The following is a 17,931-nucleotide window of genomic DNA, read 5'->3' on the forward strand; positions in this document are numbered from 1 at the left end:
CGGGCCGGTCAGCCCTCGTCACCGGCGCCACGGCGGCGCAGGTCGGCGTCGGTGAGGCTCTCCAGCTCGCCCTGGGTGTCCAGCCAGTAGAGCAGGGCGACCGCGGGGATGATCAGTACGACGGCGACGAGGGTGACGAGACCCAGCCAGCGGAGCGTGGTGTGGGCCCCCGCCCCTTCGGCCACGGTGAGTGAGGTCGGGATCAGGTAGGGGCGCTGCGCCATGCCCCAGGCGAGGACGGCCGACGCGACCACGCCGACCGCTGTGACCCGGGACCAGGCTGCGGAGGAACGCGTCAGCAGCCCTGCGGTGGCGAGGGTGCCCAGCGCTGCCACGATGACGAAGACGAGCCCCACGCCGTGCGTGAGCCCGTGCCAGACATGAGGTGCGTCGCCATGGGTGACGACCAACGTGATCACGGCGAGAACGGCGACGGCGGCCAGGGCGCCCAGGGCCCGCCGCCGGAAGTAGCGGTCGAGTTCCGGCGCGTCGAAGCGCCGGGCGTCCGCGGCGAGGAAGACGGCGCCGAGCAACGCCGTGGTCGCGATGGCGAGCAGTCCGAACAGCAGCGATGTGGGGTTGGCCCAGGCGTCCGTCGATGCCTTCGTCGTGGAGGTCACTCGGCCCGAGGCCACTCCCCCGGCTGCGGCACCCAGGAAGAACGGCGTCAGGAGCGACGAGACGGCGAACACCGCTCCGTACAGGCGCCGTCCGGCCAGCCGGCGGGTGGGCTTGCGCAGGGCGAAGCCGGCGCCGCGCAGCACGATGCCCACGGCGGCAAGCGCCAGGGGCAGCCACATCGTGGTGAACACCTGCTGGAAGAGGACGGGGAAACCCGTCCACATGATGACCAGCACGAAGATCAGCCAGACGTTGTTGACCTCCCATACGGGAGCCATCGCGTGGTCGATCAGCCATCGCGGGCGCTTGCCGCGCTCCGCTCCGCCCGCGGTCAGGTCCCAGAAGCCGGCTCCGTAGTCGGTGCCGCCCGCGCAGGCGTAGGCGGCGATCGCGAGCAGCAGGACGACGGCGATGACCCCGGCGATCACCGCCGGCTCCCGGCGGACCGCGGCCCGTACGGTGTGTCGGTCTCCGGCGTCTCCTGCGCTGTCTCCGGTTCGCCCGTCGCGTCGGCGAGCCGCCAGCGGGAGCGCATCTTCAGCAGCACCGCGAGGAACGACCCGAAGACGAAGACGTACACGACGACGACCAGACCGAACATGATCCACAGACTGGTGGACCGCGTGGCCGTCACGGCTTCCGCGACCCGCATGTTCTGGTACACGATCCACGGCTGGCGGCCCACTTCGGTGGTGATCCAGCCGCACTCGACGGCGACGACGGAGGCGAGGCCGGCCACGGCCGCGCACCGGAAGAACCAGGGTGAGGCGGGCATCCTGCGGCGCAGCAGCCAGACCGCGGCGTACCAGAGCGCGAGCAACGCCAGCAGGGAGCCGATCCCGACCATGGTGTCGAAGGCCCAGTGGGCGATGGTGGCCTGGGTGGCCGTCGGCCGGTCGCTCGCGGGCACGGAGGTCAGCCCGGTCACCTTGGTGTCCGGGCGGAACCCGGCGAGGATGGAGTCGAGCTGCGGGATCCGGATGCCGCCGGAGATGCTCCCGTCCGGATGCAGCCGGCCGAAGAGGTATTCCGGCTGGTGCGTGTCGGTCTTCCAGACGATCTCCATGGCGGCGAACTTCACCGGCTGTTTGTGGAAGACCTGCCGGGCGATGGAGTCGCCGAGCATGAACTGCACCGGTGTGAACACCGCGGCGAGCGTGAAGGGGATCGTGAAACCGAGCCGGTGGTAGCGGTCCCGGCGGCCGCGCAACCAGCCGACGGCGTAGACGCCGGCCACGACGTAGCCCGCCGTCACGAACATCGCCACGACGAAATGCCAGTACTGCGGACCGAACATGGGCGTGAAGACCGCCTTCCAGATCTTCACGTCGACGGGGTTCCCGGCGGAGTCGAGGGTGAAGCCCCTCGGGGTGTTCATCCACGAGTTGGCGGCGAGGATCCCGAAGGCGCCGAGCAGGGCCGCGAGGGGCAGCGGCAGTCCGAGCAGGAAGTGGGTCCGGGAGGGAAGCCTCCGCCAGCCGTAGAGATAGATGGCGACGAGGACGGCCTCCAGGAAGAAGGCCCAGGCCTCGACACCGAACCCGATGCCGAAGACATCGCCCCACCTGCCCATCATGCCCGGCCACAGCAGCCCGAACTCGAAGGACAGGACGGTGCCGGTGACGACCCCGATCGCGAACTGGACCGCCATGACGGCCGACCACCGCCGTGCCAGCAGGAGGGCGGTCGGGTCGTCCCGGCGCAGGCCGTAGCCGTGCATGATGAGCGTGATCAGCGGCAGGGCGACGCCCAGGGGCACGAGAATGATGTGCGAGGCGAGGGTGAAGGCCATCATCGATCTGGCCGGAAGGGTTTGCGGCGGCACGTCCGCCATCAGCAGGACCGTGTGCATGCGGGTCTCTCCGGAGGCCGACGCGGGTGGGGTGGGGTGGGTCAGCCGCCGGTGGCGAAGCCCGGGAAGAGCGTCATGCCGCCGTCGACGTAGAGGGTGGTGCCCACGACGTAGTCCATGAGGTCGGAGGCGAGGGCGACGACGGCGTAGGCGATGTCCTCCGGGTCACCGATCCGCTTGTAGGGGATCAGCCGCATGAGATCCTCCTGCGCCTGCGGTGTCTCCCAGGCGCTGCGGTTGATGGAGGTCTTGATGGCTCCGGGGGCGACCGCGTTCACCCGGATCCGCTGCGGGGCGAGTTCCTGGGCCAGCGTCGCCATCATCATCTGTACGCCGCCCTTGGACGAGGCGTAGTTGACGTGCCCGGCCCAGGGGATGATCTGGTGCACCGAGCTCATGCAGATGATCTTCCCGGCCGCGCGCGACACCTCCGGGACGACGCCGCGGCGCAGGAACTCCTTGGTCGCCTCACGGGCGCAGAGGAACTGCCCGGTGAGGTTGACGTCCAGGACCTTCTGCCACTGGGCGACGGTCATCTCCGTGAACGCGGCGTCCCGCTGCAGTCCCGCGTTGGCGACCATGATGTCGATCGTGCCGAACTCCTGGACCATCCGGTCGACCATGGCGACGACCTGGTCCTCGTCGGACACGTCCGCCTCGTAGGCCGCGGCCCGGACCCCGAACGCGGTGATCTCCTCGACCACCTTCTCCGCATCCTCACGGCCGGCCACGTAGTTCACCACGACATCGGCCCCGGCCCGGCCCAGGGCGACGGCCGTCGCCCTGCCGATTCCGGAGTTCGCGCCGGTGACCAGTGCCTTCTGGCCCTTCAGCAGGTGTGCGGGGATCACGCCTTGCAGTGCGCCCTCGGTGGAACTCACGATGCCCTGCTCCTCCACTACGTGCCCGGATCGGCCGGGCCGTGGCCCGGAGGTTCAGCCGCCAGACAAACACCGCGGAGGGGAGTCGGCATGCCGGAGCGGACGGCGTTGCGCTGCCCGGCCGAGGATCTTCGCCCGGTCGGAGGCAGTGCGCGGGCGGCGGGTCAGCTCAGCCGTTCCACCAGGTGGTCGCCCACGCGCAGGGCGTTCGCGATGGCCGTCAGGGACGGATTGACCGCGCCGATGCTCGGGAAGAAGCTCGTGTCGACGACGTAGAGGTTGTCCAGGTCGTGGGCCTTGCAGTGGAGGTCCAGCGCCGAGGACGCCGGGTCGGTGCCGAACCGCACCGTGCCGGCCTGGTGTGCGGTGGCGCCGATCGGCATGCCCTTGTGCAGGTAGATGCTGCGGGACAGCAGATGGTGCTCGTGCATGCCGAGACGGCCGAGGATGTGCTGCAGCTTGTGCCGCAGACGCTCGAGACCGGCGGTGTTGTTGGTCTCGTCGAGCGTCAGACGGATGCGGCCGTCGCCGTCCAGGGTCACCCGGTTGTCCGCCTGCGGCAGGTCCTCTCCGCACAGCCAGAAGTCGACGGCGTGATGGGCCAGGACCTCGAAGGGCATGTCCGGTGCCACCGCTCCGGCCCAGCGCGGGGCCTCGCCGTGGATCTGCTCGGCGTCCGACTTGCCGAGCATCTGGATCCCGCCGAGGGGGTGGTCCCAGTCGTCCGCGCCCAGGTACCAGTCGTGCAGGGCGAGGGTCTTCTGGAACTGGGTGTCGTTGGGCTCCTTCGAGACGGCCATCAGCGCAAGGTTGTTGTGGCGCATGTAGTACCGGCCGACCACGTCCGAGCTGTTCGCAAGACCGGCCGGGTGCCGGTCGTTCGCCGAAGCGAGCAGCAGGGCCGCGGAGTTGACCGCTCCGCAGGCCACCACCACGACGTCCGCCGAGAAGCGGGCCTCTTCCCCGCCCGGCAGCTCGGCGACGACCGAGGTGACGCTGCGTCCGGCGGGATCGGTCTCCAGCCTCGTCACCCGGGCATGGGTGAGCATCTCGACGTTGGGGTGCCGCAGTGCCGGCTCCACGCAGATCACCTGGGCGTCTGACTTGCCGCGGACCAGACAGGGGAAGCCGTCCACCCGGTTGCAGCGGATGCAGACACTGGAGTGGGTGGCGCGGCCGTGCTCGTCCTGGGTGAGATCGACCCCGATCGGCAGGTGGAAGGGGTGCAGCCCCTGTTTCTCCAGGTCGTCGCTCAACTGCTGGATCCGTGGCTCGTGTTCGACCGGCGGATAGGCGTACTGTGCGCTGCTCGGCCCTTCCCAGGGGTCCTCGCCGTGCCGGCCGTGCACCAGGTAGAGGTGCTCCGCCTCGGTGTAGTACGGCTCCAGGTCCTCGTAACCGATGGGCCAGGCGGGCGAGATGCCGTCATGGTGGCGCAGTGCACCGAAGTCCTCGGGGCGCAGCCGGAACAGCGCCGCGCCGTAGAACTTGGTGTTGCCGCCGACGTAGTAGTTCACCTCGGGCGGGAACTCGTTGCCGTGCTTGTCGAGCCAGAACTCCGGAGCCCGGTACTTGGCCTTGACGAACACCGCTGTGGAGTCCCAGTTGTCACGTTCGCGCGGCAGGTAGCCGCCGCGTTCGAGGATGAGCACGCGTTTGCCGGACGGTGCGAGCCGGTGGGCGAGGGTGCCGCCGCCGGCGCCGGTTCCGATGACGATGACGTCGTAAGGGGGGAGGGCGTCCACGGCGACCACCGTCCTCGCTCGTGCGGTTCTCGGCCGTTGCCGACTTCCCTCCTTCGAACGTACGCGCCATGCGGCCACGCGGCACCCGGAGCGGGTCGCGCGCCGGGACGGTCACAGAACGGCGATCGGGTTCACCGGAGAGCCGGTGGCCGCCGGGAGCCGCAGGGGGGCGACCACGCACAAGAAGTGCCAGCGGCCCAGCTGTTCGCACACGGTGGCCAGCTCCTCGAAGTCGAGGTAGTCCAGCAGATGCAGCCCCAGGGCGTCGACGGCCAGCACGTGCACGGGGAACGGGACCTCGGCCACCGCGCTGGGCGCCGTGTCGTTGTTGCCGTCCGACCCCAGGACGGACACCTGCCGCTCGGCCAGGAAGTGCATCGCCGTCGGGTGCAGACCGGCCCGCGCCCGCGTCACGTCCCAGGCACCGAGCGTCCGGCGGCGCCGTCGGTGCCCTACGCGCACCAGCAGCAGATCGCCCGGTCCGACCGTCGTCCGCTGGGCGGTCTCGGCCGCGACGAGGTCCTCGGCGGTCACGTGCTCGCCGGGTTCGAGCCACGGCACACCCCGCAGGCGCGGGATGTCCAGGAGGACACCGCGGCCCACGATGCCGTCGCGCACCAGGTCGAGCGTGAGTGCTCCGGCGCCGTCCGGCGTCACGGTGCTCGCCGGGACACCGCCGTACAGCTCACCGTCGAACATCACGTGGCACAGCGCGTCGAGGTGGCTGTCGACGTCCCCGTGCACGTTCATGGCGAACCGGTCGCGGGCGAAGTGCAGCCCGCGTTCGCCGGTCTCCCCCCGCGCCGGTGCGGTCATCCGGTACGCCGCGGGCTCCGGGCTGTCCGGGCCGGCCTCGGTCTCGACGGGGGCGGCCAGCGACACGGTGCGTCCGCACCGGACCTCGGCGGCGGCGGCCACCACCCGCTCGGGCGTCAGCCGGTCCAGCGCGCCGCACCGGTGCTCCGTGCCGTCCGGAACCTGGTCCCGCAATCGGCGGTACAGGTCCCGGAAGGACGCCTCGGACAGGGTGCGCGGTGCCGCGGGGCGCGAGGATGCGGGCCTCTGGTGCGAGGTCATCGGGGACTCCTCCTCGGGACCCCCTCCCGCCATTGCACCACCCGGCCCCAGGCCCCGCATGTCCGAAGGACATCGAAGACATCCGCCGATGTGGGAGTTTCCGCAGTTCAGCCCGATACCAGGCACCTGTGATCCAGTTCGGTGATCGGCTAGCCTGACCGCTGCCTCGGCGCCGGGCGCGTCCGGCAATCATGAAGGAGAAGACATGTTCAGCAGGCGACTGGTGGTGGCCGGGGTGACGGCGGCTCTGATAGCCGGGCTCGGTGCGTGCTCGAGTGGGACCGACGAGGGCACGGACTACGTCGGGGCGAGCCAGGGGGACGAGAACAGCGGTCGGACGGCCCGGCCGGACACGGACGCCACGCCGGACACCGTCTTCGGGCTGCGGGACACGGTCCGTCACCTGTCCAGGAAGACCGCCCCGGCCACCCGTCCGCACCTGGTCAGCAAGTGCACCTCCGGCACGCACCGGGTCAGGCACACGTCGAGCAGCGGAACGGGCAGCAGGCGCAAGACCCGCACCTGGTACACCACCGAGCAGTACCGGGACTGCAAGAAGGTCCGCGCCGGCACGGAGACGTACCGGAGGGTCGTCCGGCCGGAGCAGTGGTGCGTGCGACTGGACGACGTCGACGGTGACAAGGGCAGGGACGACGTCTGGTACCAGGTGACCAACTCGACCTACCAGGACGCGGTCGGCTCCGACGAGCGCGCCCGGCTGGAGTTCGTACCGGCCGGTGCCGGCTGCTGAACACCGACCCGGGCAGCCCGCCCGGCGTGCAGGCCCGAGCGGTGCCCCCTTCACTGGGAGGAGGGAACCGTTCGGGAGTCACAGGAGGTCGGTATGGCAGGTCAGTGGACACGGAGTGCGGCGGGCGCCGCCCTGGCCGTGGTCGTCGCGGTCGCGGCGGCCGGGTGCTCCGACGACTCCGGCAAGGCGTCAGGCGGCGCGAGCAAGGCGGCTTCGGCGGCCGCCTCCGCAGCCTCCTCCCTCGCCTCGAAAGGGGCCGACGCGCTGGCCTCGGCCTCGGCGCAGGCCAGGGAGAAGCTCGACGCGTTCAAGGACGGGGTGAAGGCCAAGGACGACGTGACGCTCGGCTCCCCCACCACCGGCAGCGACGACCGGGCCACGGTCGAGGTGACCGCCAAGAACACCGCCGACTCCGCCAAATCCTTCGCCGTCCAGGTCAACTTCACGGACCCGAGCGGCAATCTGCTGGACGTGGTCGTGGTGACGGTCGACAACGTGGCCGCGGGCGCCTCCGGCGAGGCCACGGCTCGCAGCAACCGCAAGCTGACCGGCGACGTGCGCGCCGAGGTCGGCTCGGCCCTGCGCCACTGAAGCACGCCGCACCCGCACCCGCACCCGCACCCACTCACGCATCGCTGCGCACCAGCCGGTACGCAGCGGCCGCGAGTGCGAGTGCCGTCCAGCCGAGGAAGACCAGCAGTCCGGCCAGCGGCGACAGGGCGGTGGCGTCGTGGGTCAGGGCGAACATCGCCCGGCCCGCACTGCTGGGCAGGTAGGGGCTGATGTCGCTCTGCCAGGAACTGGGCAGCAGCGAGACCAGTCCCGGGATGAGCATCAGGACGGCGACCAGGACGGAGATGCCGCCGGCCACCGACCGCAGCAGCGCGCCGAGCGTGGTGCCGATCACGCCGACCAGGCCGAGGTAGAGCCCGGCGCCCAGCAGGCTGCGTACGACCCCTGCGTGGGTCAGGCCCATCGCGGCGGGTGTGCCGGAGACGATCCCGCTGCCGCACAGGAAGGCGACGAACGCGCCGAGGGTGCCGACGACCAGCGCGACCAGCCCGTACACGGTCGCCTTGGACCACAGGACGGGCAGCCGGCGCGGTACGGCCGCAAGGGTCGAGCGGATCATGCCGGTGGAGTACTCCCCCGCCGTGACCAGCACGCCGAGGACGCCCAGGGCCAGTTGGGAGAAGTTGGCGCCGAAGAGGGACAGGCTCACGGCCGTCGAGTGGGCGAAGTCCCGGTCCATGCGGGGGGATCCGACCAGGGCCTTGTAGCGGCTCGCGGCGATGAGCCCGAAGACGACGAGGAAGAACAGGCCGAGGCCGAGGGTGATCCAGGTCGAACGCAGCGACCAGAGTTTGACCCACTCGGAGGCCAGCACCCGCCGTCCGGTCACGCGGTAGGCGGGGCGAGCGGGTGAGGTGCGGGGGCTTCCGGTGGTGCCGGTGAGGGTGCTCATGCGGTCCTCCCGGCGGTCTCGGGGGTCTCGATGCCGGCCGTCTTGATGCCGGCCGTCCCGATGCCGGTCGTCTCGGTGCCGGTCGTCTCGGTGCCGGTCGTGGAGCCGTGGTACTCGACGGCGTCGCGGGTCAGCTCCATGAACGCCTCCTCCAGGGAGACGGTCCGCGCGGTCAGCTCGAACAGCGGGATCCCGTGTTCGGCGGCCTTCAGCCCGATCTCACGGGCGGTCAACCCGGTCACCTGCAGTTCCTCGGAGCCGGCGCGGCCGGTGATCTCGACTCCGGGCCCGGCCAGCACGTCCCGCAGCCGTGCCGGGGCCTGGGTCGCCACCTTCACCGTGTCGCCGCCCGCCTCGCGGACGAGGTCGCCGACGGTGGTGTCGGCCAGCAGCCGCCCCCGTCCCACGACGATCAGGTGGTCCGCCACCAGCGCGACCTCGCTCATCAGGTGGGAGGAGACGAACACCGTCCGGCCCTCCGCGGCGAGCGAGGTCAGCAGGGTGCGGATCCACAGCACGCCCTCCGGGTCCAGCCCGTTGACCGGCTCGTCCAGCATCACCGTCTGCGGGTCGCCGAGCAGCGCCGCCGCGATGCCGAGCCGCTGGCCCATGCCGAGGGAGAAGGCACCGGCCCGCTGGTGTGCCACGCTGCCGAGTCCGGCCAGCCCGATGACCTCGTCGACCCGGCGGCGCGGAATGCCGTGGGTCAGCGCGAGCGCCCTGAGGTGGTGGTAGGCCGAGCGGCCCGGGTGGACGGACTTCGCCTCCAGGAGCGCCCCGACCTCCTGGAACGGTGCCCGGTGGCGGGCGTAGGCGTGGCCGTTGACGGTGACGGTGCCGCTCGTCGGGGCGTCGAGCCCGACGATCATCCGCATGGTGGTGGACTTGCCGGCGCCGTTGGGCCCCAGGAATCCGGTCACCGTCCCCGGTTTCACGAAGAAGTCCAGCCCGTCGACGGCCGTCTTCTCCCCGTACCTCTTGGTCAGCTGCCGTGCGTCGATCATGCGCGTCGCCTTCTCTCGGACTCGGGCGCCCGTCGCGTCTGACGCCTCATCCGCAACGCTAAGGTCCGAATCGCCCCGATTCCGCGGTACGGGGGCCGAACGGAGCCCCGGGCGGGTCGCAGGAGCCGCTCAGTCCAGCTGCAGCCGGTCCACGAGACCGGCCGCGGCGAACGCGGCCACCACGTCCTCCCTCGTCTCCGTGAAGTGGGCCCAGCTGTCGCAGTGGGCCGGGACCACGCGGCGGGCGCCGAGGAGGCCGGCGGCGGTGGCGGCTCCGGTGCCGTCCAGGACGAGGAGGGCGTTGTCGAGGACGGGCAGGCGGGGGGCGCCGGCGAAGAGGACGGCGGTGTCGACGGGGGCGTACCGGTCGGCGATCTCCTGGACCAGGTCGAGGGAGGCGTTGTCACCGCTGACGTAGACGGTGGGCAGGTCGGCGGAGGTCAGGACGAAGCCGGTGACCTCGCCGACGATCGGCTCGGAGCCCTTGGGGCCGTGCAGGCCGGGCGCGGCGGTGACGGTGAGGGTGCCGCCGTCGGGGCGGGGCAGTTCGACGGACTCCCAGGGGGCGAGGGCCCGGGTGGTGCCGCCGAGGCGCTCGGCGGCGCTCGGGGTGGTGAAGGTGCGGGGCACCTCGGCGAGCAGGGCGCGGCCGGAGTGGTCGAGGTTGTCGGCGTGCTGGTCGTGGGAGAGCAGGACGACGTCCACGGGGCCGAGTCCGGCCGGGGCGAGGCGGGGCGGCGCCGTCTTGGTCAGGACCCGGCCGCTGGGCGCGGGGTAGTCGCCGGGGGCGTCGAAGGTGGGGTCGGTGAGGAGGCGGAGGCCGCCGTACTCGATGAGGACGGTGGGGCCGCCGAGGACGCGGACGGGTATCTGCTCGCTCGTGGGATCAAGGGTCGGGCCGGCAGCAGTCATGAGGGGCACCTCGCGGGATCTTCTCATGGATGGGTGAAGGTCTATCCGTGAAATGACACTAAGCCTTTCTCACGGATGGATGCAAGCCGTACCATGAGGACCATGACCGTGAGAGACGAGCAGGCACCGCCCCCCGCGCCGGGCGCGGACCAGTACACCGCCCTCGACCTCGCCAACAGCGCCGTCGCCCTGCCCGGCGGCCAGTTCATCGACCTGCTCGGTACACCCCCGGCGGCGAACCGCTGGCTCGTGGCCCACGGCCTGGCCCCGGCCGATGCGGAACTCCGGGAGACCTGCGCGGCCCGGCTGCGGGCGCTGCGCGAGGAGATCCGCTCCCTGCTCGCCTCCCGGGTCGACGGCCATCCCGCCCCCGCCGGCGCCCTGGCCGCCCTGAACGACGCGCTCACCCGCGCCCCCGCGGCCGCCCTGCTGCACTGGCACCCGGAGCGCGGCCTGTACCGGGCGGCCTCCCACCCCACGAACCAGATCCTGGAGCACGCTCTGGCGGCCCTCGCCGCCGACGCCGCCGAACTGCTCACCGGCCCCGACGCCAACCGCCTCACCGCCTGCGGCTCCACCCCGTGCAACCGCTACCTGCTCCGGCACGGCCGCCGCCACTGGTGCTCCACCCGCTGCGGCGACCGCGCCCGCGCGGCCCGCGCCTACGCCCGCCGCGCCGCACAGCCCACGGCCGGCTGACCCGCCAGAAGCATGGTCGTTGCACACACACCTCCCCCACCGAACTGACATGGACCGTTCACTTACGCGCTGTCTACGTCGCCCGGAAGCGACAGCATCCGGCCATTGACTCTCCCCGCCGGGGACGCCGTTCCCGTACATGTCGCTGCATGTCGCATGGGGGGCCGTACGTGGTGTCCGCGGTTGAGGGGTCCGGCAGAACGGATCCCAGCAGATCCGAAGATCCTGAAAGACCTGAACGGCCGCTGCCCCGAAGGGCGTTCGCCGCACGAGGTCTCGGGGACCGGATCTTTCGGTACCAGTTGACGGCCACCGGCGTCGCCGTCCTCGCGGTCATGGCAGGCGTTGGCCTGTTCCTGCTGCTGCGGGCCGGACAGGCGCTGCGGGTCAGAGGGTTCGCCTTCCTCACGACCGCCGAATGGCAGCCGGACGTCCACCGGTTCGGCATCGCCGCCGTCCTCACCGGGACGCTGCTCATCGCCGCCGTCGCCGTGACCATCTCGGTGCCGCTGGCCGTGGGCACCGCGCTGTTCATCTCCGACGTTGCACCGCGCCCGCTGCGCCGCACGCTCGTCACCATGGTCGACCTGATGGCGGCCGTACCGTCGGTGGTGTACGGGCTGTGGGGGCTGTTCTTCCTCCAGCAGCACCTGATCGGGCTGTCGCGCTGGCTGTCCGACTGGTTCGGCTGGATCCCCCTCCTGAAGGTGGACGGCACCCAGCCCGGGGAGCCGCTGGCCTCCGAGAGCGTGTACACCGCCTCGACGTTCATCGCCGGGCTCGTCGTGGCCCTGATGGTGGCGCCGATCCAGTGCTCGGTGATGCGCGAGGTGTTCGCGCAGGCCCCGGCCGGCGAGCGGGAGGGCGCCTACGCCCTCGGCGCGACCCGCTGGGGGATGATCCGCTCGGTCGTGCTGCCGTACGGCAAGGGCGGGATCATCGGCGGCACCATGCTGGGGCTCGGGCGGGCGCTCGGCGAGACCATCGCCGTCTACCTGATCATCTCGCCGGTCTTCACCATCCAGCCGCACATCCTGCAGACCGGCACGAACTCCGTCTCCTCCCTGATCGCCCTGCACTACGGCGACGCCTCCACCTTCGGCATGTCGGCGCTGATGGCGGCGGGCCTGGCCCTGTTCCTGCTGACCCTGGCGGTCAACTTCACCGCATCGTCGATCGTGGCCCGCTCCCGGTCCGGCGCCCAGAGCGAGGCCTGAGATGACCGTCGTGGAAGACAGCACCGTGCGGGACAACGGCGTCGAAGAGACCCCGGCAACCCCGCGGACCGAGGCCGAACCCCCCGACCTCCCCCGCCGGATCGGCGGCCCCACCCGCTCCGGCGTCCTGTCCCTGACCGGTGCCGCCGCCTCCGGACTGTGCACGGCCGTCCTGCTGTTCGGCCGGCTCGCGCCGTTCTCCGGCGAGTTGGGCTTCACGGTCACGGCCTACCTCGTCTTCCTCCTCGTCTACGGCGTGCTCACCGGCCTCGAGGAGGACGGGCAGGCGGTACGGGACCGGGTGATGACGGTCGTGCTGTGGAGCGCGGCCACGCTGCTGTTCGTCGCACTCGCCCTGGTCGTCGGCTTCACCGCATGGCGCGGGCGGGAGGCGCTGCCGCACGGCAACTTCTTCACCCAGGACATGCAGGCCGCGGGCCCGCTCGACCCGCTCACCAACGGCGGCATCGCCCACGCGATGCTCGGCACCCTCACCATGATCACCATCGCCCTGGTGATCACGGTCCCGCTGGGCCTGGCCTGCGCGGTGTACCTGAACCAGATACCGGGCCGCTTCTCCCGCTTCGTGCGCACCATCGTCGAGGCGATGACCGCGCTCCCGTCGATCGTGGCCGGCCTGATGGTGTACGCCACCTGGATCCTCGGGCTCGGCATGCAGAAGTCGGGTCTCGCGGCGGGCTTCGCGATCAGCGTGATGATGCTGCCGATCGTGATCCGGGCGGCGGACGTGGTGCTGCGACTGGTGCCGGGCACACTCACGGAGGCGGCGGAGGCGCTCGGTGCGCCCCGCTGGCGCACGGTGTGGCACGTGGTCCTGCCCACCGCGCGCTCCGGCCTGGCCACGGCGGTGATCCTCGGCACCGCACGCGGCATCGGCGAGACGTCACCCGTGCTGCTCACCGCCGGGTTCACGGCCTCGCTGAACGCCGACCCCACCGAAGGCCCGATGGTCTCCCTCCCCCTCGCCGTCTTCAACTTCGTCAAGTCGCCCCAGCCGACGATGATCGCCCGCGGTTTCGGCGCGGCGGCGGTGCTGATGGCCCTGGTCCTGGTCCTCTTCGCGATCGCCCGCTTCATCGGTGGCCGCGGCCCCGGCCACCAGAGCAAGCGCCAGGCGCGGAGAGCGGCGAGGGCGTCCCGCCGAGATGTGCGGAGATACGCCGAACTGCACGCACCGGGCCTCCGGCTTTTCGAGACCGGCGAGAGCAACTCCCCCGAGGGCGCGGGGAACTGCGCGACCAGCCACGAAGCACCCGCACCCGACAACGAAGGCGACGACTGATGCTCAGCCACCTCACCAGAGCCCTACGCCGGCTGGGCATCCTGGCCGCACTCATAGGCATCCTCACCACAGCCACGCCCGCGTCGGCAGACAGCTACACCCCCATCTCCGGCGCCGGCTCCACCTGGGCCGAGAACGCCGTCGACGAATGGCGCCGCGCCGTCAACCAGTACGGCATGCGCATCAGCTACGCCGGCACCGGCTCCTCCGACGGCCGCCGCCAGTTCCTCAGCGGAACGGTCGACTTCGCCGTCTCCGACATCCCGTTCCAGACCCACCCCACCGACGGCTCCGCGGCCGAACGGCCCGCGCAGGGCTCGTACGCCTACATGCCGATCGTCGCCGGCGGCACCGTCTTCATGTACCACCTGACCGTCAACGGCAAGCGGGTCACCAACCTGCGCCTGTCCGGCGACGTCGTCACGAAGATCTTCACCGGGGTCATCAAGACCTGGGACGACCCGGCGATCCGGGCCGACAACCCCGGACTCCAGCTGCCCCACCGCACGGTCGTCCCGGTCGTCCGCTCCGACGGCTCCGGCTCCACCGCCCAGTTCACGCTGTGGATGACCAACCAGCACAAGGCCCTCTGGCAGGCCTACTGCCGCAAGGTCGGCCGCTCCGGCGCCTGCGGTCAGACCTCGATCTACCCGACCGTCCCCGGGATGATCGCCCAGTCCGGCGACCTCGGCGTGGCCGGGTACGTCGCCCAGAACTACGGCGAGGGCGGGATCGGTTACGTCAACTACTCCTACGCGCTCAACGCGCACTATCCGGTCGCCAAGGTCCTCAACCACGCGGGCTACTACACCGAGCCCACCCCGCAGAACGTGGCGGTCTCGCTGCTCAAGGCGCGGATCAACACGAACAAGCGCTCCCCGGACTACCTCTCCCAGCAGCTCGACGGCGTCTACAACGACTCCGACCGGCGCAACTACCCGCTGTCCAGCTACTCGTACATGATCCTGCCGCTGAAGGTGCGGGGCACCTTCAGCCAGGTCAAGGGCAGGACGCTGGGCGCGTTCTCGTACTACTTCATGTGCCAGGGCCAGCAGCAGGCGCCCAAGCTCGGCTACTCGCCGCTGCCGATCAACCTGGTCCGGGCGGGCTTCGAGCAGATCCGCCGGATTCCGGGCGTGCAGGCGCAGAACATCAACATCAAGCGCTGCAACAACCCGACGTTCACCCCGGACGGCCACAACCGGCTCGCCGACACCGCGCCCTACCCGAAGCCCTGCGACAAGAAGGGCGCCCCGCCGTGCACCACGGGCAGCGGCGGCGCCAAGTCCGGCAACGGCAACGGAGGTTCCGGCGGCGCAGCCGCGGCGGGCGGCACGACGAGCGGCGGGGCCTCCGCGGCCGGCGGAACCGGTACGGCGGCCGCCGGCGGCAGCGGCGGCCCGTCGGTCGACCCGGACACCGGCCAGACCCTCGCTCCGGGCGGCGGCAGCTCCGGCGGCGCCACGGGCGGCACCGGCACGGGTACCGACAACACCGTGGCCCTCGCCCAGCCGGTCGCCGTCGCCGCGGGCCACGGCTGGACCGCGACGCAGACGCTGATGCTGCTCGCCGCGTTCCTGGTGCTCGGGCTGCTCCTGCTGCCCTCGGTCGTCTCGCGCCTGGTCGGCGCGCGCTCGCAGGACGGCTCCAAGGACGGTGGGCAGCGATGACCGGCAGACCCGGCAGACCGCACGGCCGCATCCGCGGCGCCCTGATCCGCCTGCTCGCCGGCGCCACCGTGGGCGCCCTCGCGGGCCTCGCGGTCGCCCAGGCGGCCCCCTCCGCGACCGCCGCCCCCGTGAGTTCGGCGGTCACCGTCTCCGGGCGGGGCGAGTTCAAGGGCATGAAGTTCACCGTCGACCAGACGAGCCACCTCACCAGCCAGGCCGTCAAGGTCTCCTGGAGCGGCGGCACCCCGACCACCTTCGCGGGCACCTGGTTCAACACCGACTTCGTGCAGATCATGCAGTGCTGGGGCGAGGACGACCACAGCGTCCCGGACAACCCGGGACCGCCCCGCACCCAGTGCCAGTACGGCGCCTCCCCGACCACCGACCGGGGCAACTGGCCCGGCAACCAGCTGGACGACACCCGCCAGGTCTTCTACAGCGCCGACCCCACCAACTACGGCCAGGACAACCGCTACGGGGCCGCCCAGCCCCCCGGCGTCCCGGGCGAGGTGCCGTTCAAGTCCGTCACCGGCGAGACGGTCACCACCGACACCCAGAACAACCGGTTCTTCAACCACAACACCACCAACGAGGTGGACTTCGCCCGCACCGGCGCCGGCGGCTCCGGCCAGGAGTACTTCGAGGTGCAGACCGCCAACGAGGCCCCGCACCTGGGCTGCGGCTCCCCGGTCACCCAGAACGGCGTGACCGCACCCCGCTCCTGCTGGCTGGTGATCGTCCCGCAGGGCCACCTCGACCTCGACGGAAAGCCGTACGCGGACCACAGCCAGGTCAACGCGGGCTCCCCGGTCTCCTCGACCAACTGGCAGAACCGCATCGCGATCCCGCTGCACTTCAACCAGGTGGGCAGCAACTGCCCGCTGGGCAACGACGAGCGCCCCACCACCGGCAGCGAGCTGGTCGCCGACGCCGTGACCAGCTGGCAGGCGGCCCTGTGCCCGTCCGGCAAGGTGTACGGCTACACGGAACTCGGCGAGCCCGACACCCGCAGCCGGCTGGGCACCGACGACACCTTCGGCCTCGGCTTCACCACCCGCGCCCTGGGCGCCGACGACGGCACCTCGGCGCCCTCCGGTACGACGACGTACGCGCCCGTGGCCCTGTCCGGAGCGGTCATCGGCTTCACGATCGAACGCAGACCCAAGGCCGGAGCGCCCGAGGACGTCAGGAGGCGCGCGGGCACCAAGGTCGAGTCGATCAAGCTGACGCCCCGGCTGGTCACCAAGCTGCTCACCGAGTCGTACCGCAACTCCACCTGGGGTTCGGTGCTCGGCGACAAGGCGGCCCCGGGCTACGGCTGGGCGAAGAACAACCCGGCCGGTCTGGCGAGCGACCCCGAGTTCATCGCCCTGAACCCCGAGTTCGCGCATCTCTCGGTCGCCGAGACCCCGGCCACCGACACCGACCTGCTCACCTCGCTCGGGCACAGCGACAGCGCCCGCGCGGTGTGGCAGTGGATCCTGTCGGACAAGGAGGCCCGGCAGTTCCTCTCCGGTGTCTCCGACGACTGGGGGATGCGGGTCAACCCGTACTACAGCACCAACGCGGACCTGAACCCCTCCGGGCTCGCCTTCGACCCGTCGCACGTCGACGACTACCCGAAGAGCGACCCCTGGTGCACGGTCCCGCCGGGCACGGACGCCCCCAAGGACGCCCGGCAGTGCATGACCGACTTCCACCCGTACGTCGACGACCTGCACGCCGGCGCCCTGCACACCCGGCGCGCCGACACCCTGTGGAAGTCGACCTGGGACCCGCTGTCCAACCCGCCCGCGTACCGCAGCCCCGGCCCGCAGACGGTCGGCTCCCGGTTCGTCGTCACCGTCACCGACGCGGCTTCCGCCGCCCGGTACGGCCTGCAGACGGCCGAGCTGCGCAACGCGGCGGGCAAGTTCGTCGCCCCCACCGGCACCGCCCTGGCCGAGGCGGCCAAGAGCGCCTCCGGCAAGGACGTCGCCGAGATCACCCCGGCGAACGCCAAGGCGAAGGGCGCCTACCCGCTGGCCCAGCTGGTGTACGCGGCCGTGCGGCCGGGCTCGCTGAAGGCGGACGCCCGCGCGGACTACGCGGCGCTGCTGCGCTACGCGGCGGGCGCCGGTCAGGTCAGCGGCGCCGACCCGGGCCGGCTGCCCGAGGGATACGCCCCGCTCTCCCGCACCCTGCGCAAGCGCGCGCTGCAGGCAGCCGACGCGCTCCTGCACTACAAGGCGTCGCCCTCCACCGACGGTGACCCGGGCTCGGGCGGCACCGGCGGCGGCGGGACCTCCGGCGGCACCGGCGACGGGTCGGGCGGCACCGGCTCCGGCGGCGCGTCGGGCGGCGGCGGCACGGGCCCGGACGGCGGCAGCAGCGCCTCGCCCAGCGCCCGGCCCTCGTACGACGGCGGCAAGGCCGTGGCGACCACGGCCGCCGGGAACACGCCCGGCGACCCGGCCAACCCGCTGCGCTACGCCGTGCCGGTCGGTGCCGCGCTCGGCGCCTTCGCCGGCGTCGGCGCGCCCTTCGCGGGCGGCGGCCGGTTGCGGCTGCCCCTTCGGATGCCGCTGCCCGGCGGCCGCACGGTGACGGTCGTCCCGGCCTTCACTCTCCCGGAGCGGCTGCGCAGGCGGCTGCCCTGAGACCGGGGCGCCCGCACGGGGCGCCCCCCACAGACGGCCGCCCGCCCCGAAAGGCAGTCGGGGCGGACGGCCCGTACCACCCTGCCAGATCCCTT

The 17,931-nt window shown here is 71.8% G+C and carries 15 protein-coding genes; 7 read left to right on the forward strand and 8 right to left on the reverse strand.

Features of this window, described 5'->3' with window-relative positions:
• Nucleotides 1–8: 8 nt before the first annotated feature.
• From ABZ471_RS24415 to ABZ471_RS24435, 5 genes are all read right to left on the reverse strand, one after another.
• Nucleotides 9–1,049 (reverse strand): cytochrome d ubiquinol oxidase subunit II, encoded by a 1,041-nt coding sequence (locus tag ABZ471_RS24415; RefSeq protein ID WP_359068945.1) that lies wholly within the window; start codon nt 1,047–1,049, stop codon nt 9–11.
• Nucleotides 1,046–2,473 carry a cytochrome ubiquinol oxidase subunit I gene (locus tag ABZ471_RS24420; RefSeq protein ID WP_359068946.1) on the reverse strand — a complete coding sequence of 476 codons (1,428 nt, stop codon included), beginning with the start codon at nt 2,471–2,473 and terminating at the stop codon, nt 1,046–1,048. Before ABZ471_RS24420 ends, ABZ471_RS24415 begins: the two co-directional genes overlap by 4 nt.
• 41 nt (nt 2,474–2,514) lie before the next feature.
• A complete protein-coding gene (locus ABZ471_RS24425) occupies nt 2,515–3,354 on the reverse strand; it encodes an SDR family oxidoreductase (protein ID WP_359068948.1) in 840 nt (279 codons plus the stop codon).
• A 164-nt stretch (nt 3,355–3,518) separates the two neighbouring features.
• Complete coding sequence (locus ABZ471_RS24430; RefSeq protein WP_359068949.1) at nt 3,519–5,108, reverse strand: GMC family oxidoreductase; 1,590 nt, start codon at nt 5,106–5,108, stop codon at nt 3,519–3,521.
• A 102-nt stretch (nt 5,109–5,210) separates the two neighbouring features.
• Entirely contained in the window at nt 5,211–6,176 is a 966-nt protein-coding gene (locus ABZ471_RS24435; protein WP_359068951.1) for a cyclase family protein, read from the reverse strand.
• A gap of 205 nt (nt 6,177–6,381) precedes the next feature.
• Between ABZ471_RS24435 and ABZ471_RS24440 the strand changes: the two genes are divergently transcribed.
• Both ABZ471_RS24440 and ABZ471_RS24445 read left to right on the forward strand, forming a co-directional pair.
• Entirely contained in the window at nt 6,382–6,927 is a 546-nt protein-coding gene (locus ABZ471_RS24440) for a hypothetical protein (RefSeq protein ID WP_359068952.1), read from the forward strand.
• A gap of 93 nt (nt 6,928–7,020) precedes the next feature.
• Nucleotides 7,021–7,518 (forward strand): hypothetical protein, encoded by a 498-nt coding sequence (locus ABZ471_RS24445; protein WP_359068953.1) that lies wholly within the window; start codon nt 7,021–7,023, stop codon nt 7,516–7,518.
• A gap of 34 nt (nt 7,519–7,552) precedes the next feature.
• Here the strand turns inward: ABZ471_RS24445 and ABZ471_RS24450 are convergent, their stop codons facing one another.
• The 3 genes from ABZ471_RS24450 to ABZ471_RS24460 form a co-directional block, all read right to left on the reverse strand.
• A complete protein-coding gene (locus tag ABZ471_RS24450) occupies nt 7,553–8,392 on the reverse strand; it encodes an ABC transporter permease (protein WP_359068954.1) in 840 nt (279 codons plus the stop codon).
• On the reverse strand, nt 8,389–9,396 hold the full coding sequence (locus tag ABZ471_RS24455; RefSeq protein WP_359068955.1) for an ATP-binding cassette domain-containing protein: 1,008 nt from the start codon (nt 9,394–9,396) through the stop codon (nt 8,389–8,391). Before ABZ471_RS24455 ends, ABZ471_RS24450 begins: the two co-directional genes overlap by 4 nt.
• Before the next feature lie 129 nt (nt 9,397–9,525).
• Complete coding sequence (locus ABZ471_RS24460; RefSeq protein ID WP_359068956.1) at nt 9,526–10,308, reverse strand: MBL fold metallo-hydrolase; 783 nt, start codon at nt 10,306–10,308, stop codon at nt 9,526–9,528.
• Nucleotides 10,309–10,401: 93 nt separating this feature from the next.
• On the opposite strand from ABZ471_RS24460, the gene ABZ471_RS24465 reads away from it, so the two are divergent.
• The 5 genes from ABZ471_RS24465 (at nt 10,402) to ABZ471_RS24485 (ending at nt 17,836) form a co-directional block, all read left to right on the forward strand.
• Nucleotides 10,402–11,007: an ABATE domain-containing protein gene (locus ABZ471_RS24465; protein WP_359068958.1), complete on the forward strand. Its 606-nt coding sequence runs from the start codon at nt 10,402–10,404 to the stop codon at nt 11,005–11,007.
• Between the two features lie 149 nt (nt 11,008–11,156).
• The gene (pstC, locus tag ABZ471_RS24470; protein WP_359068960.1) at nt 11,157–12,224 is read left to right on the forward strand and encodes a phosphate ABC transporter permease subunit PstC; all 1,068 of its coding nucleotides are present in this window, start codon (nt 11,157–11,159) and stop codon (nt 12,222–12,224) included.
• A gap of 1 nt (nt 12,225) precedes the next feature.
• Entirely contained in the window at nt 12,226–13,527 is a 1,302-nt protein-coding gene (gene pstA, locus ABZ471_RS24475) for a phosphate ABC transporter permease PstA (protein WP_359068962.1), read from the forward strand.
• On the forward strand, nt 13,527–15,197 hold the full coding sequence (locus ABZ471_RS24480) for a phosphate ABC transporter substrate-binding protein PstS (RefSeq protein WP_359068964.1): 1,671 nt from the start codon (nt 13,527–13,529) through the stop codon (nt 15,195–15,197). Before pstA ends, ABZ471_RS24480 begins: the two co-directional genes overlap by 1 nt.
• Nucleotides 15,194–17,836, forward strand: a complete 2,643-nt coding sequence (locus ABZ471_RS24485; protein ID WP_359068965.1) for a hypothetical protein — start codon at nt 15,194–15,196, stop codon at nt 17,834–17,836. The genes ABZ471_RS24480 and ABZ471_RS24485 overlap by 4 nt, the downstream gene beginning before the upstream one ends.
• Nucleotides 17,837–17,931: the final 95 nt, after the last annotated feature.

The organism is Streptomyces sp. NPDC005728 (assembly GCF_040630895.1).
Lineage (GTDB): Bacteria > Actinomycetota > Actinomycetes > Streptomycetales > Streptomycetaceae > Streptomyces.

Coding starts and splice junctions, on each gene's coding strand:
- ABZ471_RS24420 (WP_359068946.1), bottom strand. CDS start 2,473: ATGCACACGGTCCTGCTGATGGCGGACGTGCCGCCGCAAACCCTTCCG.
- ABZ471_RS24435 (WP_359068951.1), bottom strand. CDS start 6,176: ATGACCTCGCACCAGAGGCCCGCATCCTCGCGCCCCGCGGCACCGCGC.
- ABZ471_RS24440 (WP_359068952.1), top strand. CDS start 6,382: ATGTTCAGCAGGCGACTGGTGGTGGCCGGGGTGACGGCGGCTCTGATA.
- ABZ471_RS24445 (WP_359068953.1), top strand. CDS start 7,021: ATGGCAGGTCAGTGGACACGGAGTGCGGCGGGCGCCGCCCTGGCCGTG.
- ABZ471_RS24450 (WP_359068954.1), bottom strand. CDS start 8,392: ATGAGCACCCTCACCGGCACCACCGGAAGCCCCCGCACCTCACCCGCT.
- ABZ471_RS24455 (WP_359068955.1), bottom strand. CDS start 9,396: ATGATCGACGCACGGCAGCTGACCAAGAGGTACGGGGAGAAGACGGCC.
- ABZ471_RS24460 (WP_359068956.1), bottom strand. CDS start 10,308: ATGACTGCTGCCGGCCCGACCCTTGATCCCACGAGCGAGCAGATACCC.
- ABZ471_RS24465 (WP_359068958.1), top strand. CDS start 10,402: ATGAGGACCATGACCGTGAGAGACGAGCAGGCACCGCCCCCCGCGCCG.
- pstC (WP_359068960.1), top strand. CDS start 11,157: ATGTCGCATGGGGGGCCGTACGTGGTGTCCGCGGTTGAGGGGTCCGGC.
- pstA (WP_359068962.1), top strand. CDS start 12,226: ATGACCGTCGTGGAAGACAGCACCGTGCGGGACAACGGCGTCGAAGAG.
- ABZ471_RS24480 (WP_359068964.1), top strand. CDS start 13,527: ATGCTCAGCCACCTCACCAGAGCCCTACGCCGGCTGGGCATCCTGGCC.
- ABZ471_RS24485 (WP_359068965.1), top strand. CDS start 15,194: ATGACCGGCAGACCCGGCAGACCGCACGGCCGCATCCGCGGCGCCCTG.